The sequence below is a fragment of the Agromyces humatus genome (assembly GCF_021228295.1).
Taxonomy (GTDB): Bacteria; Actinomycetota; Actinomycetes; order Actinomycetales; family Microbacteriaceae; genus Agromyces; species Agromyces humatus.
The window spans coordinates 65,865-82,749 of record NZ_JAJQPD010000008.1 but is presented as its reverse complement, the minus strand read 5'-3'; the positions used below and the strand labels follow the sequence as shown (position 1 = coordinate 82,749).

General features: G+C 70.5%; 16 protein-coding genes. 9 read left to right on the top strand and 7 right to left on the bottom strand.

The annotated features are described in order from the left end of the window. Positions 1-92 precede the first annotated feature (92 nt). The 6 genes from LSF15_RS14110 to LSF15_RS14085 all read left to right on the top strand — a co-directional run bounded on the left by LSF15_RS14110 (position 93) and on the right by LSF15_RS14085 (position 6,964). The gene (locus LSF15_RS14110; RefSeq protein ID WP_232499191.1) at positions 93-518 is read left to right on the top strand and encodes a CU044_2847 family protein; all 426 of its coding nucleotides are present in this window, start codon (positions 93-95) and stop codon (positions 516-518) included. A gap of 26 nt (positions 519-544) precedes the next feature. Then, complete coding sequence (locus tag LSF15_RS14105) at positions 545-2,506, top strand: CHAT domain-containing protein (protein WP_232499190.1); 1,962 nt, start codon at positions 545-547, stop codon at positions 2,504-2,506. Positions 2,507-2,541: 35 nt separating this feature from the next. After that, a complete protein-coding gene (locus tag LSF15_RS14100) occupies positions 2,542-3,585 on the top strand; it encodes an NYN domain-containing protein (protein WP_232499189.1) in 1,044 nt (347 codons plus the stop codon). 98 nt (positions 3,586-3,683) lie between these two features. Beyond that, positions 3,684-4,718 (top strand): NAD(P)-dependent alcohol dehydrogenase, encoded by a 1,035-nt coding sequence (locus tag LSF15_RS14095; protein WP_232499188.1) that lies wholly within the window; start codon positions 3,684-3,686, stop codon positions 4,716-4,718. A 111-nt stretch (positions 4,719-4,829) separates the two neighbouring features. After that, entirely contained in the window at positions 4,830-5,585 is a 756-nt protein-coding gene (locus tag LSF15_RS14090; protein WP_232499187.1) for a FadR/GntR family transcriptional regulator, read from the top strand. 23 nt (positions 5,586-5,608) lie between these two features. Beyond that, complete coding sequence (locus LSF15_RS14085; RefSeq protein WP_232499186.1) at positions 5,609-6,964, top strand: alpha-hydroxy acid oxidase; 1,356 nt, start codon at positions 5,609-5,611, stop codon at positions 6,962-6,964. A 33-nt stretch (positions 6,965-6,997) separates the two neighbouring features. Here the strand turns inward: LSF15_RS14085 and LSF15_RS14080 are convergent, their stop codons facing one another. From LSF15_RS14080 to LSF15_RS14055, 6 genes are all read right to left on the bottom strand, one after another. Beyond that, a complete protein-coding gene (locus LSF15_RS14080) occupies positions 6,998-7,618 on the bottom strand; it encodes a hypothetical protein (protein WP_232499185.1) in 621 nt (206 codons plus the stop codon). Between the two features lie 157 nt (positions 7,619-7,775). Next, a complete protein-coding gene (locus LSF15_RS14075) occupies positions 7,776-8,303 on the bottom strand; it encodes a methyltransferase family protein (protein ID WP_232499184.1) in 528 nt (175 codons plus the stop codon). Continuing rightward, positions 8,300-9,460, bottom strand: coding sequence for a flavin-containing monooxygenase (locus LSF15_RS14070; protein WP_232499183.1), 1,161 nt, complete (start codon positions 9,458-9,460; stop codon positions 8,300-8,302). Before LSF15_RS14070 ends, LSF15_RS14075 begins: the two co-directional genes overlap by 4 nt. Before the next feature lie 152 nt (positions 9,461-9,612). Beyond that, positions 9,613-11,241 (bottom strand): helix-turn-helix transcriptional regulator, encoded by a 1,629-nt coding sequence (locus tag LSF15_RS14065; protein WP_232499182.1) that lies wholly within the window; start codon positions 11,239-11,241, stop codon positions 9,613-9,615. Positions 11,242-11,400: 159 nt separating this feature from the next. After that, entirely contained in the window at positions 11,401-11,754 is a 354-nt protein-coding gene (locus LSF15_RS14060; protein ID WP_232499181.1) for a hypothetical protein, read from the bottom strand. 167 nt (positions 11,755-11,921) lie between these two features. Then, positions 11,922-12,296 carry a hypothetical protein gene (locus LSF15_RS14055; RefSeq protein ID WP_232499180.1) on the bottom strand — a complete coding sequence of 125 codons (375 nt, stop codon included), beginning with the start codon at positions 12,294-12,296 and terminating at the stop codon, positions 11,922-11,924. 351 nt (positions 12,297-12,647) lie between these two features. On the opposite strand from LSF15_RS14055, the gene LSF15_RS14050 reads away from it, so the two are divergent. The 3 genes from LSF15_RS14050 (at position 12,648) to LSF15_RS14040 (ending at position 15,571) form a co-directional block, all read left to right on the top strand. Continuing rightward, complete coding sequence (locus tag LSF15_RS14050; RefSeq protein WP_232499179.1) at positions 12,648-13,136, top strand: SRPBCC domain-containing protein; 489 nt, start codon at positions 12,648-12,650, stop codon at positions 13,134-13,136. A gap of 171 nt (positions 13,137-13,307) precedes the next feature. Then, complete coding sequence (locus LSF15_RS14045; RefSeq protein ID WP_232499178.1) at positions 13,308-14,588, top strand: ROK family transcriptional regulator; 1,281 nt, start codon at positions 13,308-13,310, stop codon at positions 14,586-14,588. A gap of 65 nt (positions 14,589-14,653) precedes the next feature. Next, positions 14,654-15,571: an AraC family transcriptional regulator gene (locus LSF15_RS14040; RefSeq protein WP_232499177.1), complete on the top strand. Its 918-nt coding sequence runs from the start codon at positions 14,654-14,656 to the stop codon at positions 15,569-15,571. A 46-nt stretch (positions 15,572-15,617) separates the two neighbouring features. Here the strand turns inward: LSF15_RS14040 and LSF15_RS14035 are convergent, their stop codons facing one another. Further along, the gene (locus LSF15_RS14035) at positions 15,618-16,832 is read right to left on the bottom strand and encodes an MFS transporter (protein ID WP_232499176.1); all 1,215 of its coding nucleotides are present in this window, start codon (positions 16,830-16,832) and stop codon (positions 15,618-15,620) included. Positions 16,833-16,885 lie beyond the last annotated feature (53 nt).

The window sequence follows — 16,885 nt, the reverse complement described above, 5'->3', positions numbered from 1 at the left end:
ACGATGAGGGGATACCCCAGAGAACCGTCTCGGGAGTACCCTGTGAACTGACCGAACGTCACCGCACAGCGGATTCGACGGCGGGGGGCGTCATGCAGCGGATCGCGGTCTTCACGACGGAGGATGGCGGAGAAGTCGCCATCGAGGTCGCCGACGACGCCCAATCAGGCGCCTCCGGCGTCACCGCAGAGGCGACGGGCGCTCCGCCCGGACTGACCGTGCGGGGCATTCCCGACAGCGCGCTGACAACCCGGGGAATCCCGAACGGCCGGGTCGTCGAACGCACGCAACAGAGCTTCGACGACGCGATCGAGCACGCGCGGCCCGCGGTGACGGCGCTCCTGCGCCAGGTGAAGGCGCAGGAAGACGCCCCCGACGAGATCGAGGTGGAGTTCGGTCTGCAGCTCAGCCTCGATGTCGGCGCCTATATCGCCAAAGCCAGCTCGGGCGCGAACTTTCGAGTGGTGATGCGGTGGCGCTCCCTGAGCCGGAATCCGGTGCGACCACCGTTGCAATGACGACGGGGCGGGGCGAGGATGCGCGCATGAACACGGTACTGGAGTTGGAGATCGGGCCCGGCCCCGAATCCGGCTCCTATGTGGTGCACGTCTTGCGGTCGGTCGGCGGCGGCGAACCGACGCAGACGATCACGCTCGACCTCGACGAGCTCATCGGGCGACGTCCCCTGCTCGAGGCGACCGTGCTCTCATCGTCGGTCTCGGCGCGACGGGTCATGTCCGACACCGAGGCCGCGGTGCAGGACGTCGGCCGGCGACTCTTCGAGTCCACGTTCAGCGGCGCGATCCGCACCGCCTACCGGACGAGCACGGCGGTCGCCTCGGAGCGCGGCCGTGGCGTGCAGATCTCCCTTCGCCTCACGGCGCCCGGCCTTGCGGCACTCCCCTGGGAGACACTCTTCGACGCCGAGACCGGAGTGTACCTGTGCCGCAAGGAACCGCTCGTGCGTCACGTCCCCGCCCCGCACTCGCCGGCCGCGCTCGCGATCGAGCCGCCCATGCGCGTGCTCGGCATGATCTCGTCGCCTCGCGGCCTCCCGACGCTCGACGTCGTCGGCGAGCGCGAACGGCTCGAGGAGGCGCTTCGCCCGCACCTCGACTCGGGGCGCGTCGAGCTGGAGTGGCTCGAAGAGGTGACCTGGAACGGCGTGCACGGCAGGCTGCTCGAAGGCGAGTGGCACGTGCTGCATTTCGTCGGACACGGCACCTACGACGTCGACACCGACGAGGGCGTGCTCGCCTTCGTCGGCCGCGACGGCCGTGCCGACTACGTCACCGCATCGAGTCTCGCGGACCTGCTGCACGAGGCCGAGCCGACGCCGAGGCTCGTCGTGCTGAACTCGTGCCAGTCGGGCGCCGGTGGGACGACGGACCTGTTCTCGGGCACCGCCGCAGCGCTCGCCCACAGCGGCATCCGGGCGGTCGCCGCCATGCAGTTCTCGATCAGCGACAACGCCGCCATCGAGTTCGCGCGCGGCTTCTACACCGCCCTCGCCCATGGGCGCGGCATCGACGACGCGGTGCGCAGCGGCCGGATCGGCATCCTCGGCATGGGACGCGGCACGCTCGAATGGGTGACGCCGGTGCTGTACCTGCGCGGCGAGGACACGAAGCTCTTCGACGTGGCCCCGCTGAGAACACGCCCAGACCACGGCCCGGTGCCGACGGCGGGCCTGATTCCGATCGTCCACACGGGACCAGTGGCGGATGTCCCGACCGGCCCCGTCCCGCCGAGCGACGCCCTACCGGCGACGGCACCGACCATTCCGCCCGCCGCCGAGCCGCCGAAGGCGGTCACCTCGGCCACGGCCCGATCGACCCCGCCCTCCGAATCGCCTCGGCGACCGACATCCATCTCGGGGTCCGATCCGCCATGGTGGACGACCCGGCCCACCACGACCCAGACACCCGCGCCACCGCGGTCGGACCCGCCGACCCGACCGACGCCGAGCGCGCCGCCGCCGGGTCGCCGCGGATCCCGCGGTACGACCCCGCGATGGGTGCCCTGGCTCGTGGTAGGGCTCATCGCCGTGGTCATCGGCGGTGGCGTCGCGACACTCCTCGCGACCCAACCCTGGGTCGATTCCGCCGCGACCAACCAGAACGGAGGTACGGACGCGAATGAAGTCGTGCCCGAGCCGATCACCGATGCGGATCTCGAACATGTCGTGCTCGCGACCGACGATTGGTTCACCACGGGCCTCGGCTGCGAGCAGGACGAGGCGTTCACGATTCTGGCGACCGGCGACATGCCAGTCGTCGCCGACGGCCAGGCCCGTTCCGGCTACGGGCAACACTCGCACGGAGCGTTGATCGTCGGGCTGACGACCGTGAACCCCGAGTTCTTCAGTGCCGTCACTCCGGGCGAGGCGACGACGTATCGTTGCCTGAACGCCGGAACCCTGGTGCTCGGCATCAACGACAGCAACCTGAGCGACAACAGCGGCGAGTTGTCCGTGAAGATCTGGGCTCCGGCCGAAACCCAATAGCATCGGGACGAACGCACCCTCGACGGAAGGTCGACATGGCCACATCGGCAGAACCTCGCGTTGCCCTCTACTTCGACTTCGACAACATCGTCATCTCGCGCTACGACCAGTTGCACGGCGACAGCTCGTACCGCAAGGACACATCGCGCACCAAGGCGCCCACCGCCGGCACGAAGACCGCCGAGCGGCTCGCGGAGGCAACGGTCGACATCGACGCGGTGCTCGACTTCGCCGCGACGTTCGGCACCATCGCGATCTCGCGTGCCTACGCCGACTGGTCGACGCCGGTGAACGCCAGCTACCGCGGCCAGCTCATCGACCGCGCCGTCGACCTCGTGCAGCTCTTCCCGCTCTCTGCGACCAAGAACGGCGCCGACATCCGCCTCTCCGTCGACGCGGTCGAAGACATGTTCCGCATCGACGACCTCTCGCACATCGTGATCGTGGCCGGCGACTCCGACTACGTCGCGCTCGCGCAGAAGGCCCGGCGCCTCGGCCGCTACGTCGTCGGCATCGGCGTGGCCGGCGGAACGAGCCGAGCGCTCACCGCGGCCTGCGACGAGTACGCCGACTACGACGCCCTGCTGTCGACCGACGCCGCGGTGGAGGCCGACGAGGCATCCGCGAGCGAACCGGTCGAGGCGTCCACACCCGAGGCGCCGAAGAGCCGTCGTGCGACCCGCGGCGGCGGCAAGGCGAAGGCCACCGACGCCGCGGTCGACGCAGCGGCCGACGACACCGCCGCGTCGACCGAGACAGACGCTGTGCCCGCCAGGTCGTCGAGTCGCCCGTCGCCGGTCGTGGCCTTCTCCGACGGAACGGATGTCGCGCCCGCCGGGGGCACCCGAAACCCGAGCCGCCTGCTGCTCAAGGCCCTCGAACTGCTGCGCGCGAAGAACGACGACGAGTGGCAGCCCAGCGGCGCCGTGAAGAACCAGATGCAGCGCATGGACCCGTCATTCCAGGAGCGCCGGCTCGGGTTCGGGTCGTTCACGGAGTTCGTGAAGTCGCGTGGCGGCGTCGTCGAGCTCGACGAGTCGGGCAGGAACCGCATTCGCATCCGCCCGAGCAAGGGCTGAGCAGCAGGCGAAGGACTTTCGTCGCGACATCCGTGGCTCGAACCGTGAAGAGTGGAGCCACCGGAGCCGGACTCCGGCCGATGAACGGAGGACGGAACATGAAGGCACTGCAGTACCGGCAGATCGGCGTCGAGCCTGAGGTCGTCGAGATCGAGACGCCCGAGCCCGGCCCGGGTCAAGTACGCATCAGGGTCACCGCGGCGGGCGCCTGCCATTCCGACAGCTTCATCATGGGCCTCACCGAGGAGCAGTACATCTACGGCCTCCCGCTCACCCTCGGGCACGAGGGAGTCGGCGTCGTCGACAAGCTCGGCGCCGGGGTGACGGGCCTCGAGCTCGGCGAGTCGGTCGCCGTGTACGGGCCGCAGGGGTGCGGGCGCTGCTACCACTGCGCGCAGGGTGAGGAGAACTACTGCGAGCGGGCCGCGGAGCTCGGCATCGCCCCGCCCGGACTCGGTGCCCCCGGTTCGATGGCCGAGTTCATGCTCGTCCCCGACGCGCGTCATCTCCTGCCCATCGGCGATCTCGACCCCGTCGCCAACGTCGCGCTGACCGATGCGGGGCTCACGCCGTACCACGCGATCAAGCAGTCGCTCCCGAAGCTCGTGCCCGGCTCGACCGCCGTGGTCATCGGCGCGGGCGGACTCGGGCATGTCGCCATCCAGCTCCTGCGGGCGCTCACCCCCGCGATGGTCGTCGCGCTCGACGTCAGCGTCGACAAGTTGAAGCTCGCGACCGAGGTCGGCGCGCACCACGTGTTCCCGTCCGACGCCGAATCCGCCGAGCGGGTGAAGGAGCTCACCGGCGGCAAAGGCGCGACCGCCGTCTTCGACTTCGTCGCCAACCAGCCGACGCTCGACGCCGGACACGCGATGATCTCGGTCGAGGGCGACCAGGTACTCGTCGGGGTCGGTGCCGGCACCCTGCCGAGCGGCGTGCTCGCCGGACCGTTCGACTCGACGGTGCGGGCACCCTACTGGGGGTCGCGATCGGAGCTGTTCGAGGTCTACGAGCTGGCGCGGGCCGGTCTCGTTCATGTGGAGACCGAGGTGTTCTCGCTCGACGAGGCTCCCGAGGCGTATCGACGGCTGCACGACGGCACGCTGCGAGGACGCGCTGTCGTCGTGCCGTAGGCGGCGCACGAACCCACGAAGTGCCGTGCGGACTCGTGTGGTCTGACCACATCTGCTACTGTGGTCAGACCACACGATGGGGCGACGGGAGCACACGACATGGCGGGCGACGTGACGGCATCCCCGGTTGCCTTCGTCGCGACATCCGAAGCCCCGCGCGCCTGGCGCACCGTGCTCGATCACGTCGAGTCGCAACTCCTGTCCGGCGCGCTGCACCCCGGCGAGCGTCTGCCCGGCGAGCGCGCGCTGTCATCCGAGCTCGGGGTGGGCCGCTCGAGCGTGCGCGAAGCGCTGCGCGTGCTCGAGGTACTCGGGCTCATCCGCACGCAGGCCGGGTCGGGCCCGAACGCCGGCGCGATCATCATCGCCACCCCGAGCGGAGGGATGAGTGCCCTGATGCGGCTGCAGGTCGCGGCGAGCGGCTTCCCCGTCGCCGACATCGTGCGCACCCGCCTCATCCTCGAGACCGCGGTGGCCGCCGACCTCGCCGACGCTTCACCGCAGCCCGACCTCACCGAGGCGATCGCCCTGCTCGACGCGATGGACTCCCCCGACCTCGACCCCGCCGAGTTCCTCGCACTCGACGCCGCCTTCCACCTGGCCCTCGCCGAGGCATCCCGAAACCAGGTCATCGCGGCGACCATGGCCGGCCTGCGCAGCGGCATCGAGGGCTATGCACGCGCCGGCCTCGATCGCCTCGACGACTGGCATGCGACATCCGATCGGCTGCGTCGCGAGCATCGCGGCATCGTCGACGCGATTCGAGCAGCGGATGCCGCCACCGCCCGCACCCGCATCCACGACCACATCTCGGGGTACTACGCCGAGACGTTCATCGACCCCGCCCCGAACCCCGCCTCGAGATGACGACAGAGAGAGCAAGAAGCACGATGGTGAAGCGCCAGTTCCCGAACGCCCGCGACCTCGCGGAGCTCATGACGTTCAAGAAGCCGACCCTCAACGCGACCGACCGGCGGCTCGAGAAGGCCCTCACGATCGCCGACCTCCGCGCGATCGCGAAGCGTCGCACGCCGAAGGCGCCGTTCGACTACACCGAGGGCGCGGCCGAGGGCGAACTGTCGCTCGCGCGGGCGCGTCAGGCGTTCCAGGACGTGGAGTTCCACCCGTCGATCCTGCGCAACGTGCCCGTCGTCGACACCTCGCGCGAGGTGCTCGGCGGCACGAGCGCCCTGCCGTTCGGCATCGCACCGACGGGCTTCACTCGCCTGATGCAGACCGAGGGCGAGATCGCCGGCGCGAGTGCCGCGGGAGCAGCCGGAATCCCGTTCACCCTGTCGACCCTCGGCACGACCTCGATCGAAGAGGTGAAGGCCGCGAACCCCGCCGGGCGCAACTGGTTCCAGCTCTACGTGATGCGCGACCGCGAGATCTCGTACGAGCTCGTGCGGCGCGCGGCCGCGACGGGCTTCGACACCCTCTTCTTCACGGTCGACACGCCCGTCGCCGGTGCCCGGCTGCGCGACAAGCGCAACGGCTTCTCGATCCCGCCCCAGCTCACGGCGGGCACGATCATCAACGCGATCCCCCGTCCGGCATGGTGGATCAACTTCCTGACGACCCCCGCGCTCGAGTTCGCCTCGCTCTCGTCGACCGGTGGTACGGTCGGCGAGCTGATCGACGCCGCCATGGACCCCACGATCTCGTTCGACGACCTCGACGTCATCCGCGAGATGTGGCCGGGCAAGATCGTGGTCAAGGGCGTGCAGACGGTCGCCGACGCCAAGCTGCTCGCCGACCGCGGCGTCGACGGCATCGTGCTGTCGAACCACGGCGGTCGCCAGCTCGACCGCGCGCCGATCCCGTTCCACCTGCTGCCGAGCGTCGTGCGCGAGGTCGGTGCAGACCTCGAGGTGCACCTCGACACCGGCATCATGAACGGCGCCGACATCGTCGCTTCGGTCGCGCTCGGCGCCCGGTTCACGCTCATCGGCCGCGCCTACCTCTACGGCCTCATGGCCGGCGGGCGCCGCGGGGTCGACACGACGATCTCGATCCTGCGCACCGAGATCGAGCGCACCATGAAGCTGCTCGAGGTGGCGACGCTCGACGAGCTCGGCCCGCAGCACGTCACCCAGTTGGCGAGGCTGCAGCCGATCGCGCGCACGGTGGCGGATGCCGCGGAGCAGGCGACCTCGTCGAAACCGCGCACGGTGCGCAACCCGCGTGCAGCTGCGACGAAGCCGGCCGTGTCGAAGCCGACGGCACGCAACTCGGTCACGAAGTAGGGCGAACCTCGGCGTCAGCGGCAGGCGTGCCCCTCAGCTCGCGAGGTGCGCGTCGGTCTCGAGATGCGCGTCGGCGCGGGCTGGGACATCCGCTGGGGCCTGCTCGGCGCGCACGAAGCGTTCCGTGATCGACACGGCCGCCGTGAGCAGGGCGCCGAGTCGATCGTCGGCATCGCCGACGCACGCCTGCGAGATCCCGTGGACCGCGCCGATCACGACATCCCGGCATTGCCGCACGCTCATTCCGGCGCGCCGCGCCGGGCCCATCTGCGTGATGAATCCGGTGGCCCAGGCATCGGCGGCGGGGACGGTTCGGAGGGCGGTCCGGGCCGACTCGAGCGCCTCGGCGGCGAGCACGCCACCGTGTTCTTCGAGGACGTCGACCGCGACAAGCAGGGCGACGGCCTGCGAGCGCTGGCGCTCCTCGGCGGCGACGGGCAATGCGTCGTGGGCGGCCCGCACAGCGAGCAGCACGTCGAGCAGCGGGTCGTCGCTCTTCAAGCCGATGACCGACGGGATGAGCGGTGTGAGCCGGGCGCGGCCGGAATCGGTGGTGCGATCGTTCACCAGCCGCGCGAGCAGTGCGAGAGTTCCCTGCGTGCATGCGGGGTGGTCGCTCCAGCGCTCGCCCGCGAGGTACGACGCGAACTCCATGAAGCACGCCCCGCGCCGAGGCGAGCGATGCCGGCCTGGAGACAGAATCGGCATGACATCCGGGTGAACCATTGCGTTGCGCATGGGAGCCTCCCTCGCTCATCCCACTCTGCGCTCGTCGCCGCCGTGAGGGAAGGGCGGGCGGCGAATTCGCTGGTCACGAAGGAGGTCGTACCGCCGGTCGCGATCGCCACGGCGTCAGGTAGCGGGGCACGCGTTCGCGGTATCGTGCGAACTCGTCGCCGAACTCCCGTTCGAGCATCCACTCCTCGACGAGCACGCCGAATCGGTGCTCGACGAACGTCGCCGCCGGTATCGTCGCGGCAACCCAGGCAGAACCGAACAGCAGGCCGGCGCCGAGGTGGATGAACCACCATCCGACGTACATCGGGTGCCGACTCAGCGCGTACGGCCCCGTCGTCACGAGCGATTCCGGCTGCTCGAGTTCGAACCGGCCCGAGGTGCGGCGTCGCCGCTCGGCAAGCGCCCACGCGTTGAGCGCGGCCCCTGCGGCGAGCGCGGCGACACCGACTGCCCGGTGGATGACCCGTGGGCCAGGGATCGGTGCGGGGCGAACACGACCGACCGCAACGGCCGTCGCCATCCCCAGGATCTGCCCCGCAGGCAGGGGCAGATTCTCGTACCAACCGACCAGTCTGCGGTGCAGGCCGATGGACCCGGTCATGACTCGCTCCCGACGGTCGTCCTCACGTGATCCGGACGTTGGTTCCCACCGGCCTGGATGCGTGCAGGCGGGGGCATCCGCTTCGCGAGGTAGCGGGCGTCGCGCCCGACGCCCGGGAGCGTCGCCGAGAAGAGGGCGTAGAGGAATTCGAGGCCGATGAAGAACAGGCCCGGCACGGCCTCCACCACTCCGCGGTGATGCAGCGGCGCGCCGTCGTCGCCGAACGCCGGCAGGTCGATCCATCCGAAGTCGTTCCGATACCCCGTGCACCAGATCACGCTCGACACCTCGCAGGTCGTGCCATCGGCGAAGACCGGGCGGCCGTCGTGCACGTCGGTGACCCTCGGAACGACTCGAACGCCCGTGGCGACGAGGTCCGCGACCTTGGTGCGGATGAGCGGCGCGGCAGTGAGCTTTGCGGCCGACCTGCGACCGATCGGATTCGCCATCGTCAGCACATGAAGCCCCACGAAACGGATCACCGGGTAGACGAACCGTGCATTCGCGCGGCTCGGGCGCACCGGGGGCTGCGCGCTCGGCCTCCCCGCGATCAGGGTCTCGTGCGACGAGGCGACCTCCCGGGCGATCTCCGCGCCGGAATTGCCCACGCCGACGACGAGCACCAGGCCGGCGGGCAGCTGCGCCGGATCGCGGTACTCGCTCGAGTGCAGTTGGAGGATGTCGTCGCCGAGTTGATCGGCGATGTCGGGCACCTTGGGCGCCTGGCACCCGCCCGCGGCGACGACGACGTTGTGCGATGCCCAACTGCGGCTGCCGGCCGAAGTCACGAAGTGGTCTTCCTCGCGCCGCACACCGTCGACGCGCACCCGGCTGCGGACCGGGAGCCCCTGCGCGGCGGCGTAGTCCTCGAGGTACGCGGCGATCTCGTCTTTGGCGGGGAAGGCGAGCGGGTCGCCGGGGAAGGGCGCACCCGGCAGCCCGTCGTAACGAGCGGGAGTATTCGCCAGCAACGAGTCCCAACGCTGCCGCCAGGCGTCGCCCACTCGTTGCGCCGCGTCGAGGATGACGAAGTCGCGCCCCTGGCGCGCCAGTTCGGTGCCGATGGCGAGCCCTGCCTGTCCGCCGCCGATGACGACGGTGTCGACGAACTCGGTGCGGTCGGTGTTGTCGGTACGGTCGGTGTTGTAGGTAAGCATTTCAGGGCCTCCGTCACGCGATGGTGTGGGTGATGCGCATGACGGTAGGCGGCGCGATCGGCGCCCGCATCGGAAGAAATCCCCATCATGACGCGAGCGCACGGCCAGACCCGGGGGCCGGGTGCAGAACGAGCGCGAAGTGGCCGGACGACCTACACGAGCGCGTGTTCGTACGCGTATGCCGTCAACGCCGCACGTGACGTGAGCCCGAGCTTCACGAACACGTTGCTGAGGTGGTGCGCCACGGTCTTCTCGCTGAGGTAGAGCTCGTTCGCGATGGCGCGATTCGTCTTGCCGGCGGCGACGAGGCGCACCACCTCGACCTCGCGCGCGGTCAGCGGACCGAATGCGGCGTTCGAGATCGAGCGCGCGAGCGCGTCGAGCCGGGTGAGATCCGCCGCTGCGCCGAGTTCCGAGAACGCGGTGCGCGCGGCATCCAACTCCATCGAAGCGGATGCCTCGTCACCGACTGCTCGGGACGCGAGGGCCGCAAGCAGCCGGCACCGCGCCGCCTCGTAGGGGATGTCGAGTTCGTGCCAGGTCGCCCACGCACGGCGGAGGTGCTCGAGCGCCTCGCGCGGTGCGCCCTCCTCGAGGAGCACGGCCCCTTCGGCGGCGTCGACGACCGCCTGCAGCATCGGCTTCGGTGCGCTCGGGGTCATCGCGATCAGTTCGTCGACGGCCTGGCGGGCCGCAGCGGTGTCATGCATGGCGAGTTCGGTCTCGATCAACGCAGGCAGGAGCCGCCGACGATTGACCACGTCAGCGCTCGCCATCGCCTCATGGAGCAGCGACTGCGCAGACCTCGCCCGGCCCTGCGCCAGCCGAAGCAGTGCGAGTCCCGGCTCCGGCGGGTATCCCGTCTCGCTCGCATGGCGGTACGACTCCTCGGCCGCGTCGGTCTCACCGCGCAGGCGCTGGATCTCGCCCTGCTCGTACCAGGCTCCATACGACGCGTCGCGGTCGCCTCGACGCAGACGCGCCAACGCCGCGGACGCTGCCGTGAACGCCTCCTGCCACGCACCGTGCAGGCGAAACAGTGCCGCGCGTTGCGCCTGGCATTGTCCGCTGAACGCGACCATGTCGGGTTGGGCGCTGCACCAGCGATCGAATGCGACGGTCCATTCCCGTGCCCGCGCGACGTCGAATGCGATCTGACACATCCCGATCACCTCGCAGTAGGCGATTCCCGATGGCACGGGCGAGAGCTCACCGGCCGTGACCGCCACCATCACCTCGTCGAAGAGCCTGAACCCCGCATCCGAGTCACCCATCGCGATCTCGACCTGGCCGATCCCCATTCGCGCCAGCGCGATCGCATCATGGTCGCCGAAGCGTTCGGCGAGCGTGAGCGCCTGCGAGAACATCTCGAGCGCGCTCGTCGGGTCTCCCCCGTACAGTGCACCGAGCGCCTGCGGTATCCGCAGCAGCCCACCGACCGATTCGGCTGCGCCGCCCGACCCGACGATGCGCTGTGCCCGCGCGATCCAGCCGCCGGCCCGCGCCATCTCCTGCTCATCCAAGAGGTGCATGCCGATCCATACGGCGGCTCGCGCAGCTTCCGCGTCGTCGCCCGCTCTGAGGAAGGCCTCATGCGCCCGCGTCGCCGTGTCGATGCCCGACGAGTCCCCGAGGAGGATCGCCGCGGTCGCGAGCCGGGCGAGCTGGTCGGCGCCGAGTTCGGTCTCGGCGTCGGCTTCGGTCAGCGCGTCGAACGCCTCGCGCCATCGCTGTCGGGCGAAGGCCTCGAGTCCGCGTTCGAGCACGTCAACTGACGTCATGACGACTTCCGTGGCGGGCGCACTCGGGGCTCGGCAGCTCGCCGCGCACCCGTCGGATACGGTCAAACTACCCCTGGCGGTCAGAGGCGGCAAGCGGGTCACCGTCCCGAAACGCCGCGCACGCGACATCCGAATCCGCGCACGCGACATCCGCCGGTGCTACGCGGCCGAGCGCACCGGCGACTGGCTCGACCGGTCGTTCGCCGCTGCCCGCTCCCGCCAGGCGTCGCGCCGCCTGGCGAGGAACCGACGCCACGCTCCCCCATAGTGCAGGAACCAGACGAGCATGAGCCCGCACGCGACGAGGTAGAACGAGTGCAGGAACCAGATCGGCCCGAACGGCAGGCTGAACACGTAGAGCGAGTACACGACATTGCCGAGGTTGGTGATCGCGAGGTTGCCGAAGCTGTACGACGAGAGATCCTTGGTGCGCGCCGCTTTCAGCAGCATGGGCATATAGCTCATGGCGAAGAGGCCGGTCGATACGACGCCGGCGAGCACGGCGACATCCATGGCACCGAAGGTACGAAACGCCGGGTGCGACCGCATCGGGAGAAACACCCATTGAGCGGATGCCTCGTGGAGCGCCACGCTCGTCCATCCGGCGCACACCGTCCCTGAGCGGCATCAGGGCGTGCTCGGAGGCGTGGGCGGTCGCCGCCGCGCCGCACCCGCGCTGATCAGTGGCGCGCGCGCTTGGCGACGCGATCCTCGAGGTGCTGGAAGTACGACAGGTCGGACTCGGCCTGGTCGCGATCGGTCGGGATGGCAATGGACGACACGATCGTGCGGAACGCGGCGGTCCTGGCCATCTTGCGAGCCCGTTCCGCCTGCACGCGGCGCCGCTTGATCGTCTTGGCCCGGTTCTTGGCATCGGAATCGGCGAGCGCCTTGCGCCGGGCGTCGCCCGAGGCGGTCACCTGAAGCGATGCCGACTCCAGCCGCGCCGCCGCCCGCTTCGCGGTACGCCGCGCGCGTCTCGGATTGTCGTGGAGCTCCTTGCGCGCCGTGCGGACGTCGGCGCGGGCGGTGGCGATGAGCACCTCGAGGTTCATCCGGGCGTCGCGCGACAGCGTCTTCGCAAGCTTCCTCGCCTCCGTGTTCGCGTGCTTGGCCTCGGCGACCGCCTTTCGGGCCTCGCGCTGCTCATCGTGTCGCGCATCCGGCGTCCTCGCCATGACACCCTCCAATCAGGTTTCATGTCCAGTGTCCCACCGGACCGCCAGATCGCAGGTGGTGACGGCCGTCGAAGGCCGAGCGGGCGGAACCAGCCGAGCAACGAACCGACCTTGACAGATACGTAACTCATCGGTTACCAATAACGCCTTGGCCACCGAGGTGCGCCGCACCAGCCGAGAGCGACGCAGATCCCCGTTGTCACGAGAAGCCGATCGAGAGGAGACAGCATGAACCCCACCCCCACGGGCCGAGTCGAGGACCGGAACGGGACTCCGGCACTGATCCTGACACGCACGTTCACAGCCCCGGTCGAAGACGTCTGGGCCGCCATCACCGAGCCGGCCCGCTTGTCCCGATGGATCGGGACCTACACCGGCGACCCCGCCACGGGAACCGTGATGCTCACCATGACCGCCGAAGACGATGCACGGCCCGAGCCACTGAACATCCTCGAATGCGCGCCGCCCCACCGGCTCACCGCGGCCACTCCCGCATCCGAGACCTCGCCGGGCTGGACGTACGAGGTCCACCTGACCGAGTCCGATGGGACCACCACCCTCACCTTCGCCCAGCCGGGCCCGCACGACCTCGACACCGCCGGCCCCGGTTGGGAGTACTACCTCGACCGACTGGTCGCGGCCGAGGCCGGCCAAGACGCGGCCGCGATCAACTTCGATGACTACTACCCGGCCATGCGCGATCACTACCGCCCCTGACATTCGAGACCTCGCGCCCGGCCTGTCGCTGCACCTGAACCCCTCGTTGCGCGAAGGTCGCGCATTCCGGCATCGAGCTCGAGTTCGGTGGGGGATGTCGCGGGTCATTCTGCCTGTGTCCCCCGAATGGGGTACGTGACCGCGGCACCCTCCGACCACCATGCTTTCACCATGACTGAGGTCGGCGAGACATCCGCCCCTACGACCACCGGCCCCATCGACGACGCGCACCGCGCGCAGGCTGCGCGCCTGCTCGAGCACCTCATCGTGCACGGCCCGGCGACGCGAAGCGAGCTCTCGTCGGCGACCGGACTGGGCCGGGGCGCGATCGCCGGCCTGACAGCGCGCCTGCTCGAGGCCGGTGTGATCCGGGTGAATCCTGCCGATGCCCCGGCCGACGGCCGCACCGCACCGCTCGCGCTCACCGCGGCCGATCACGTGCTCGTCACGGCGATGCTCGCACGCGACGAGGCGATCGCCACGGTCGCGACGCTCGGAGGCGATGAGATCGCACGGTTCGTCGCCCCTCTCGTCGTGCCGGCCGCTCCGGCGCTGGATCAGGGCGAGCCCGATGACGCGACCGATGAGGCGCCGTCGCCCGCCGAGCTCCTCGCGGCCGCGCTCGGCCGCGCCCTCGCGCGGGCCGACCGGGCGGGACATCCGATCGCCGACGTCACCGTGCTCGTCGACGGCGCCGTCGTCGGCCAACCGGCCGTCGTCATCACCGATGCGCGCCTGGGCGCCGAACCGGTCGACCTGATCAACGTCTTGCGCGACGCCACGCCGGAACTCGACGACGCCGAGGCCGCGCTGCCGCTGCCGGTCACCCTGCAGTCGACGGCAAGCGCCGCGGCCGACGCCGAGCGCGCCGAGCTGCCCGGCATCGACGATGTGCTCTACCTGTCGGGAGACGGTGCGATCACGGCGGCCGTGATCTCCGGCGGGCGGCCGCTCGTCGGTGCGCACGGGCTCGCCGCGACATTCGCCCACCTGCCGGTCGTGCAGGGCGGCGTGCGGTGCGACTGCGGACAGAGCGGATGCCTCGCCACGGTCGCCGCGCCCGAGGTCGTGCTCGAGCGTGCGGGTCTCGCGGAGTTCGCCGCCGCCAATGGACGCGCCGCCGCCCTCGAAGAGCTGGTCGCACGGGTCGCCGACGGCGAAGACCGGGCACGCTGGTCGTGGCTCGACGCCGCACTGTGGATCGGGCGCACGCTGCAGGTCGTCGTGCCCACGGTCGACCCCGCCGCGGTGATCATCGGCGGCTACTGGGCACCGCTTCTCGGCGACATCGAGGCATCGTTCCGGGCGAACCGGCCGACCATCGGCGGAGGTGCGCTGCGGGCGATCCCGACCATCGCGCCGGCGCGGCTGGGTCCCGACGCCGCGCTCGTCGGCGCCCGACGTCAGGCGCGCGAACGTCTCGTCGCCGACCCCCTGCTGCTCGTCGGCTGACGACGCCGCAGTCCGGCTCCGTGATTCCGGGGAATGCCCGGGCCGGCGTCGCGCTTGCACCTCTCATGAGTACGATCGAGCTCCCTGCAGGAGCGGCGCCAGAGGTCGATCTCGAGGCGCGCGCGATCGACGACGTGCTCGCGCGGCTGCACTGGAGCGTGCTCGAGTTCACCCACTGGGACCTCCCCGAGGGCACGGCACGACGCGATGACGGCCCCGGCGTCCGATTCCTCTTCGTCGTCAGCGGCGGCATCGAAGTGCGCGCCCTCCTCGGCGAACACGCGGTCGGCACCATCGGTGCGCGCGCCGAACCGCTCACCATGCAGTCCGGCGACTTCGTGCTGCTTCCGAGCGGCGGGGGCGCCGACGTCCGAGCCCGAGCCGACTCGGTGATGCTGAGCGGGTCGCTCGCGACCGACGGCGACGGCAGCGAGCTCACTCGTGCGATGCCGCCGGTGTTGTTCACCTGCGGATTCCGTGTCGAGGAGCCGGTGTTCGCCTCGCTCCTCGACACGATGTACCGCGAGATGTCGAGCGCCCGGGCGGGCAGCGACTCCGTGATCCGCAGGCTGGCCGATGTCGTCGCGTCGGCGGCCGTGCGATTCTGGCTCGAACGCGGCTGCGGGAGCGCCCTCGACTGGCTCGCGTCCGCCCGCGATCCGAACCTGAGGCGCGCAGTCGAGGCGATCCACGACGACCCGGGTTCACCCTGGACCGTCGAGTCGCTCGCACGCGTGGCGCGGTCATCGCGGTCGCAGTTCGCCGAGCAGTTCCGCCTGACGGTGGGCGACAGCCCGGCGCGCTATCTGATGCGGGTCCGGATGGAACATGCAGAGCGGATGCTTCGAGCCGGCATTCCCGTGGGTGACATCGCCTATCGACTCGGCTACGAGAGCGAGGCGGGGTTCAGTCGCGCCTTCCGCCGGCACTCGGGTGCCGCCCCGAGCCGTTGGCGCCGAGCCCTTCCCCAGCGCATCGCCTGAGCGGCGCACCCGGTGGCCCCTCGGGCCCGCCGGGTCGGGTCCCGCGTCAGCGCCGCCGCGCGGATGACAGCACGCACGCCCCCAGCACAGCGGCGATGCCGCCGCCGATGAACGCCGCCTGCACGCCCACCGAGTCGACGAGCAATCCGCCGACCGCCGCGCCGATCGTGATCGCGATCTGGAACGCCGAGACGACGAGTCCGCCCGCGCTCTCGAGCCGGTCGGGTGCGACCTTCGCCATCCAGGTCTGCACCATCGTGGGTACGGCGCCGAATCCCGAACCCCACACGAAGACGGTGACGATCGCCACGCCGAGGTGTGCGCCGCCGAGTGCGAACACGACGGTCGCCGCGCCGATGGCCACGGGAGCGGCGATCACGAGCACCTGGAGTCGGCGGTCGGCCAGCGGGCCGGCGACGACGTTGCCCACGAAGCTCGCGACGCCGAAGACGAGCAGGAGCAGTGCGAGCAGCGACGGGTTGAGGCCGTCGATCGACTCGAACGCGGGTCGGAGGTAGGTGAAGCCCATGAAATGACCGCCCGCGATCAGCACGATCGCGAGGATGCCGAGCGCGACGACCGGCGTTCTCGCGGTCTGCACGAGCGCGCGGAACCCGGGCGCACCGCTCGGCGGAACGGACGGCAGGGTGGCGAGCTGCGCCGCGAGCGTCACGACACCCGCGGCGGCTGCACCGAGGAACACGGCTCGCCAGCCGAACTGCTCGCCGAACCATGCGCCCGCGGGTACTGCCGCGATCGTGGCGAGCGACACGCCGCCGTTCACGATCGTCATCGCCCGGCCGAGGCGGTCGGCCGGCACGAGCTGCGCGGTGACGGCGAGCGACATGGCCCAGAATCCCGACAGCGCGAGCCCGAGCAGCAGCCGGGAGGCCAGCATCAGCCCGAAGGTCGGCGCCACCGCGACGAGCACGTTCGAGATGATCGCGAGCGACGTGAGCCCGGCCATCACCCACCGACGGTCGAGCCGTGGCAGTGATGAGACGACGAGCGGGCCCGCGACGATGCCGATGAGGCTCGTCGCCGTCACGAGCTGCCCTGCCGTGCCCTCGGTGATCGCGAGCTCCGCAGCGATCGGCGAGAGCAGGCTCGCGGGGAGGAACTCGCTGGTGACGAGGGTGAAGATCCCGAGCCCGAGCGCGACCACGGCCGGCCATGAGGCACGGCGCACGGTGGCCGCGGTGCTGGGTGCGTGGGCGGCCGGCACGGCGGGTACCGCAGCGGTGGGCGTGCGAGTCGACATGGATGCTCCTTCGGTCGGCTTCCAGCCTCGCCTCGACGGAAGCTGCGCACCCG

What these genes read in the sequence shown, in the direction of transcription:
- LSF15_RS14035 (WP_232499176.1), bottom strand. Translation starts at nt 16,832, where the DNA reads ATGTCGACTCGCACGCCCACCGCTGCGGTACCCGCCGTGCCGGCCGCC.
- LSF15_RS14070 (WP_232499183.1), bottom strand. Translation starts at nt 9,460, where the DNA reads ATGCTTACCTACAACACCGACCGTACCGACAACACCGACCGCACCGAG.
- LSF15_RS14075 (WP_232499184.1), bottom strand. Translation starts at nt 8,303, where the DNA reads ATGACCGGGTCCATCGGCCTGCACCGCAGACTGGTCGGTTGGTACGAG.
- LSF15_RS14105 (WP_232499190.1), top strand. Translation starts at nt 545, where the DNA reads ATGAACACGGTACTGGAGTTGGAGATCGGGCCCGGCCCCGAATCCGGC.
- LSF15_RS14050 (WP_232499179.1), top strand. Translation starts at nt 12,648, where the DNA reads ATGAACCCCACCCCCACGGGCCGAGTCGAGGACCGGAACGGGACTCCG.
- LSF15_RS14065 (WP_232499182.1), bottom strand. Translation starts at nt 11,241, where the DNA reads ATGACGTCAGTTGACGTGCTCGAACGCGGACTCGAGGCCTTCGCCCGA.
- LSF15_RS14100 (WP_232499189.1), top strand. Translation starts at nt 2,542, where the DNA reads ATGGCCACATCGGCAGAACCTCGCGTTGCCCTCTACTTCGACTTCGAC.
- LSF15_RS14040 (WP_232499177.1), top strand. Translation starts at nt 14,654, where the DNA reads ATGAGTACGATCGAGCTCCCTGCAGGAGCGGCGCCAGAGGTCGATCTC.
- LSF15_RS14080 (WP_232499185.1), bottom strand. Translation starts at nt 7,618, where the DNA reads ATGGAGTTCGCGTCGTACCTCGCGGGCGAGCGCTGGAGCGACCACCCC.
- LSF15_RS14110 (WP_232499191.1), top strand. Translation starts at nt 93, where the DNA reads ATGCAGCGGATCGCGGTCTTCACGACGGAGGATGGCGGAGAAGTCGCC.
- LSF15_RS14060 (WP_232499181.1), bottom strand. Translation starts at nt 11,754, where the DNA reads ATGGATGTCGCCGTGCTCGCCGGCGTCGTATCGACCGGCCTCTTCGCC.
- LSF15_RS14085 (WP_232499186.1), top strand. Translation starts at nt 5,609, where the DNA reads ATGGTGAAGCGCCAGTTCCCGAACGCCCGCGACCTCGCGGAGCTCATG.
- LSF15_RS14095 (WP_232499188.1), top strand. Translation starts at nt 3,684, where the DNA reads ATGAAGGCACTGCAGTACCGGCAGATCGGCGTCGAGCCTGAGGTCGTC.
- LSF15_RS14055 (WP_232499180.1), bottom strand. Translation starts at nt 12,296, where the DNA reads ATGAACCTCGAGGTGCTCATCGCCACCGCCCGCGCCGACGTCCGCACG.
- LSF15_RS14045 (WP_232499178.1), top strand. Translation starts at nt 13,308, where the DNA reads ATGACTGAGGTCGGCGAGACATCCGCCCCTACGACCACCGGCCCCATC.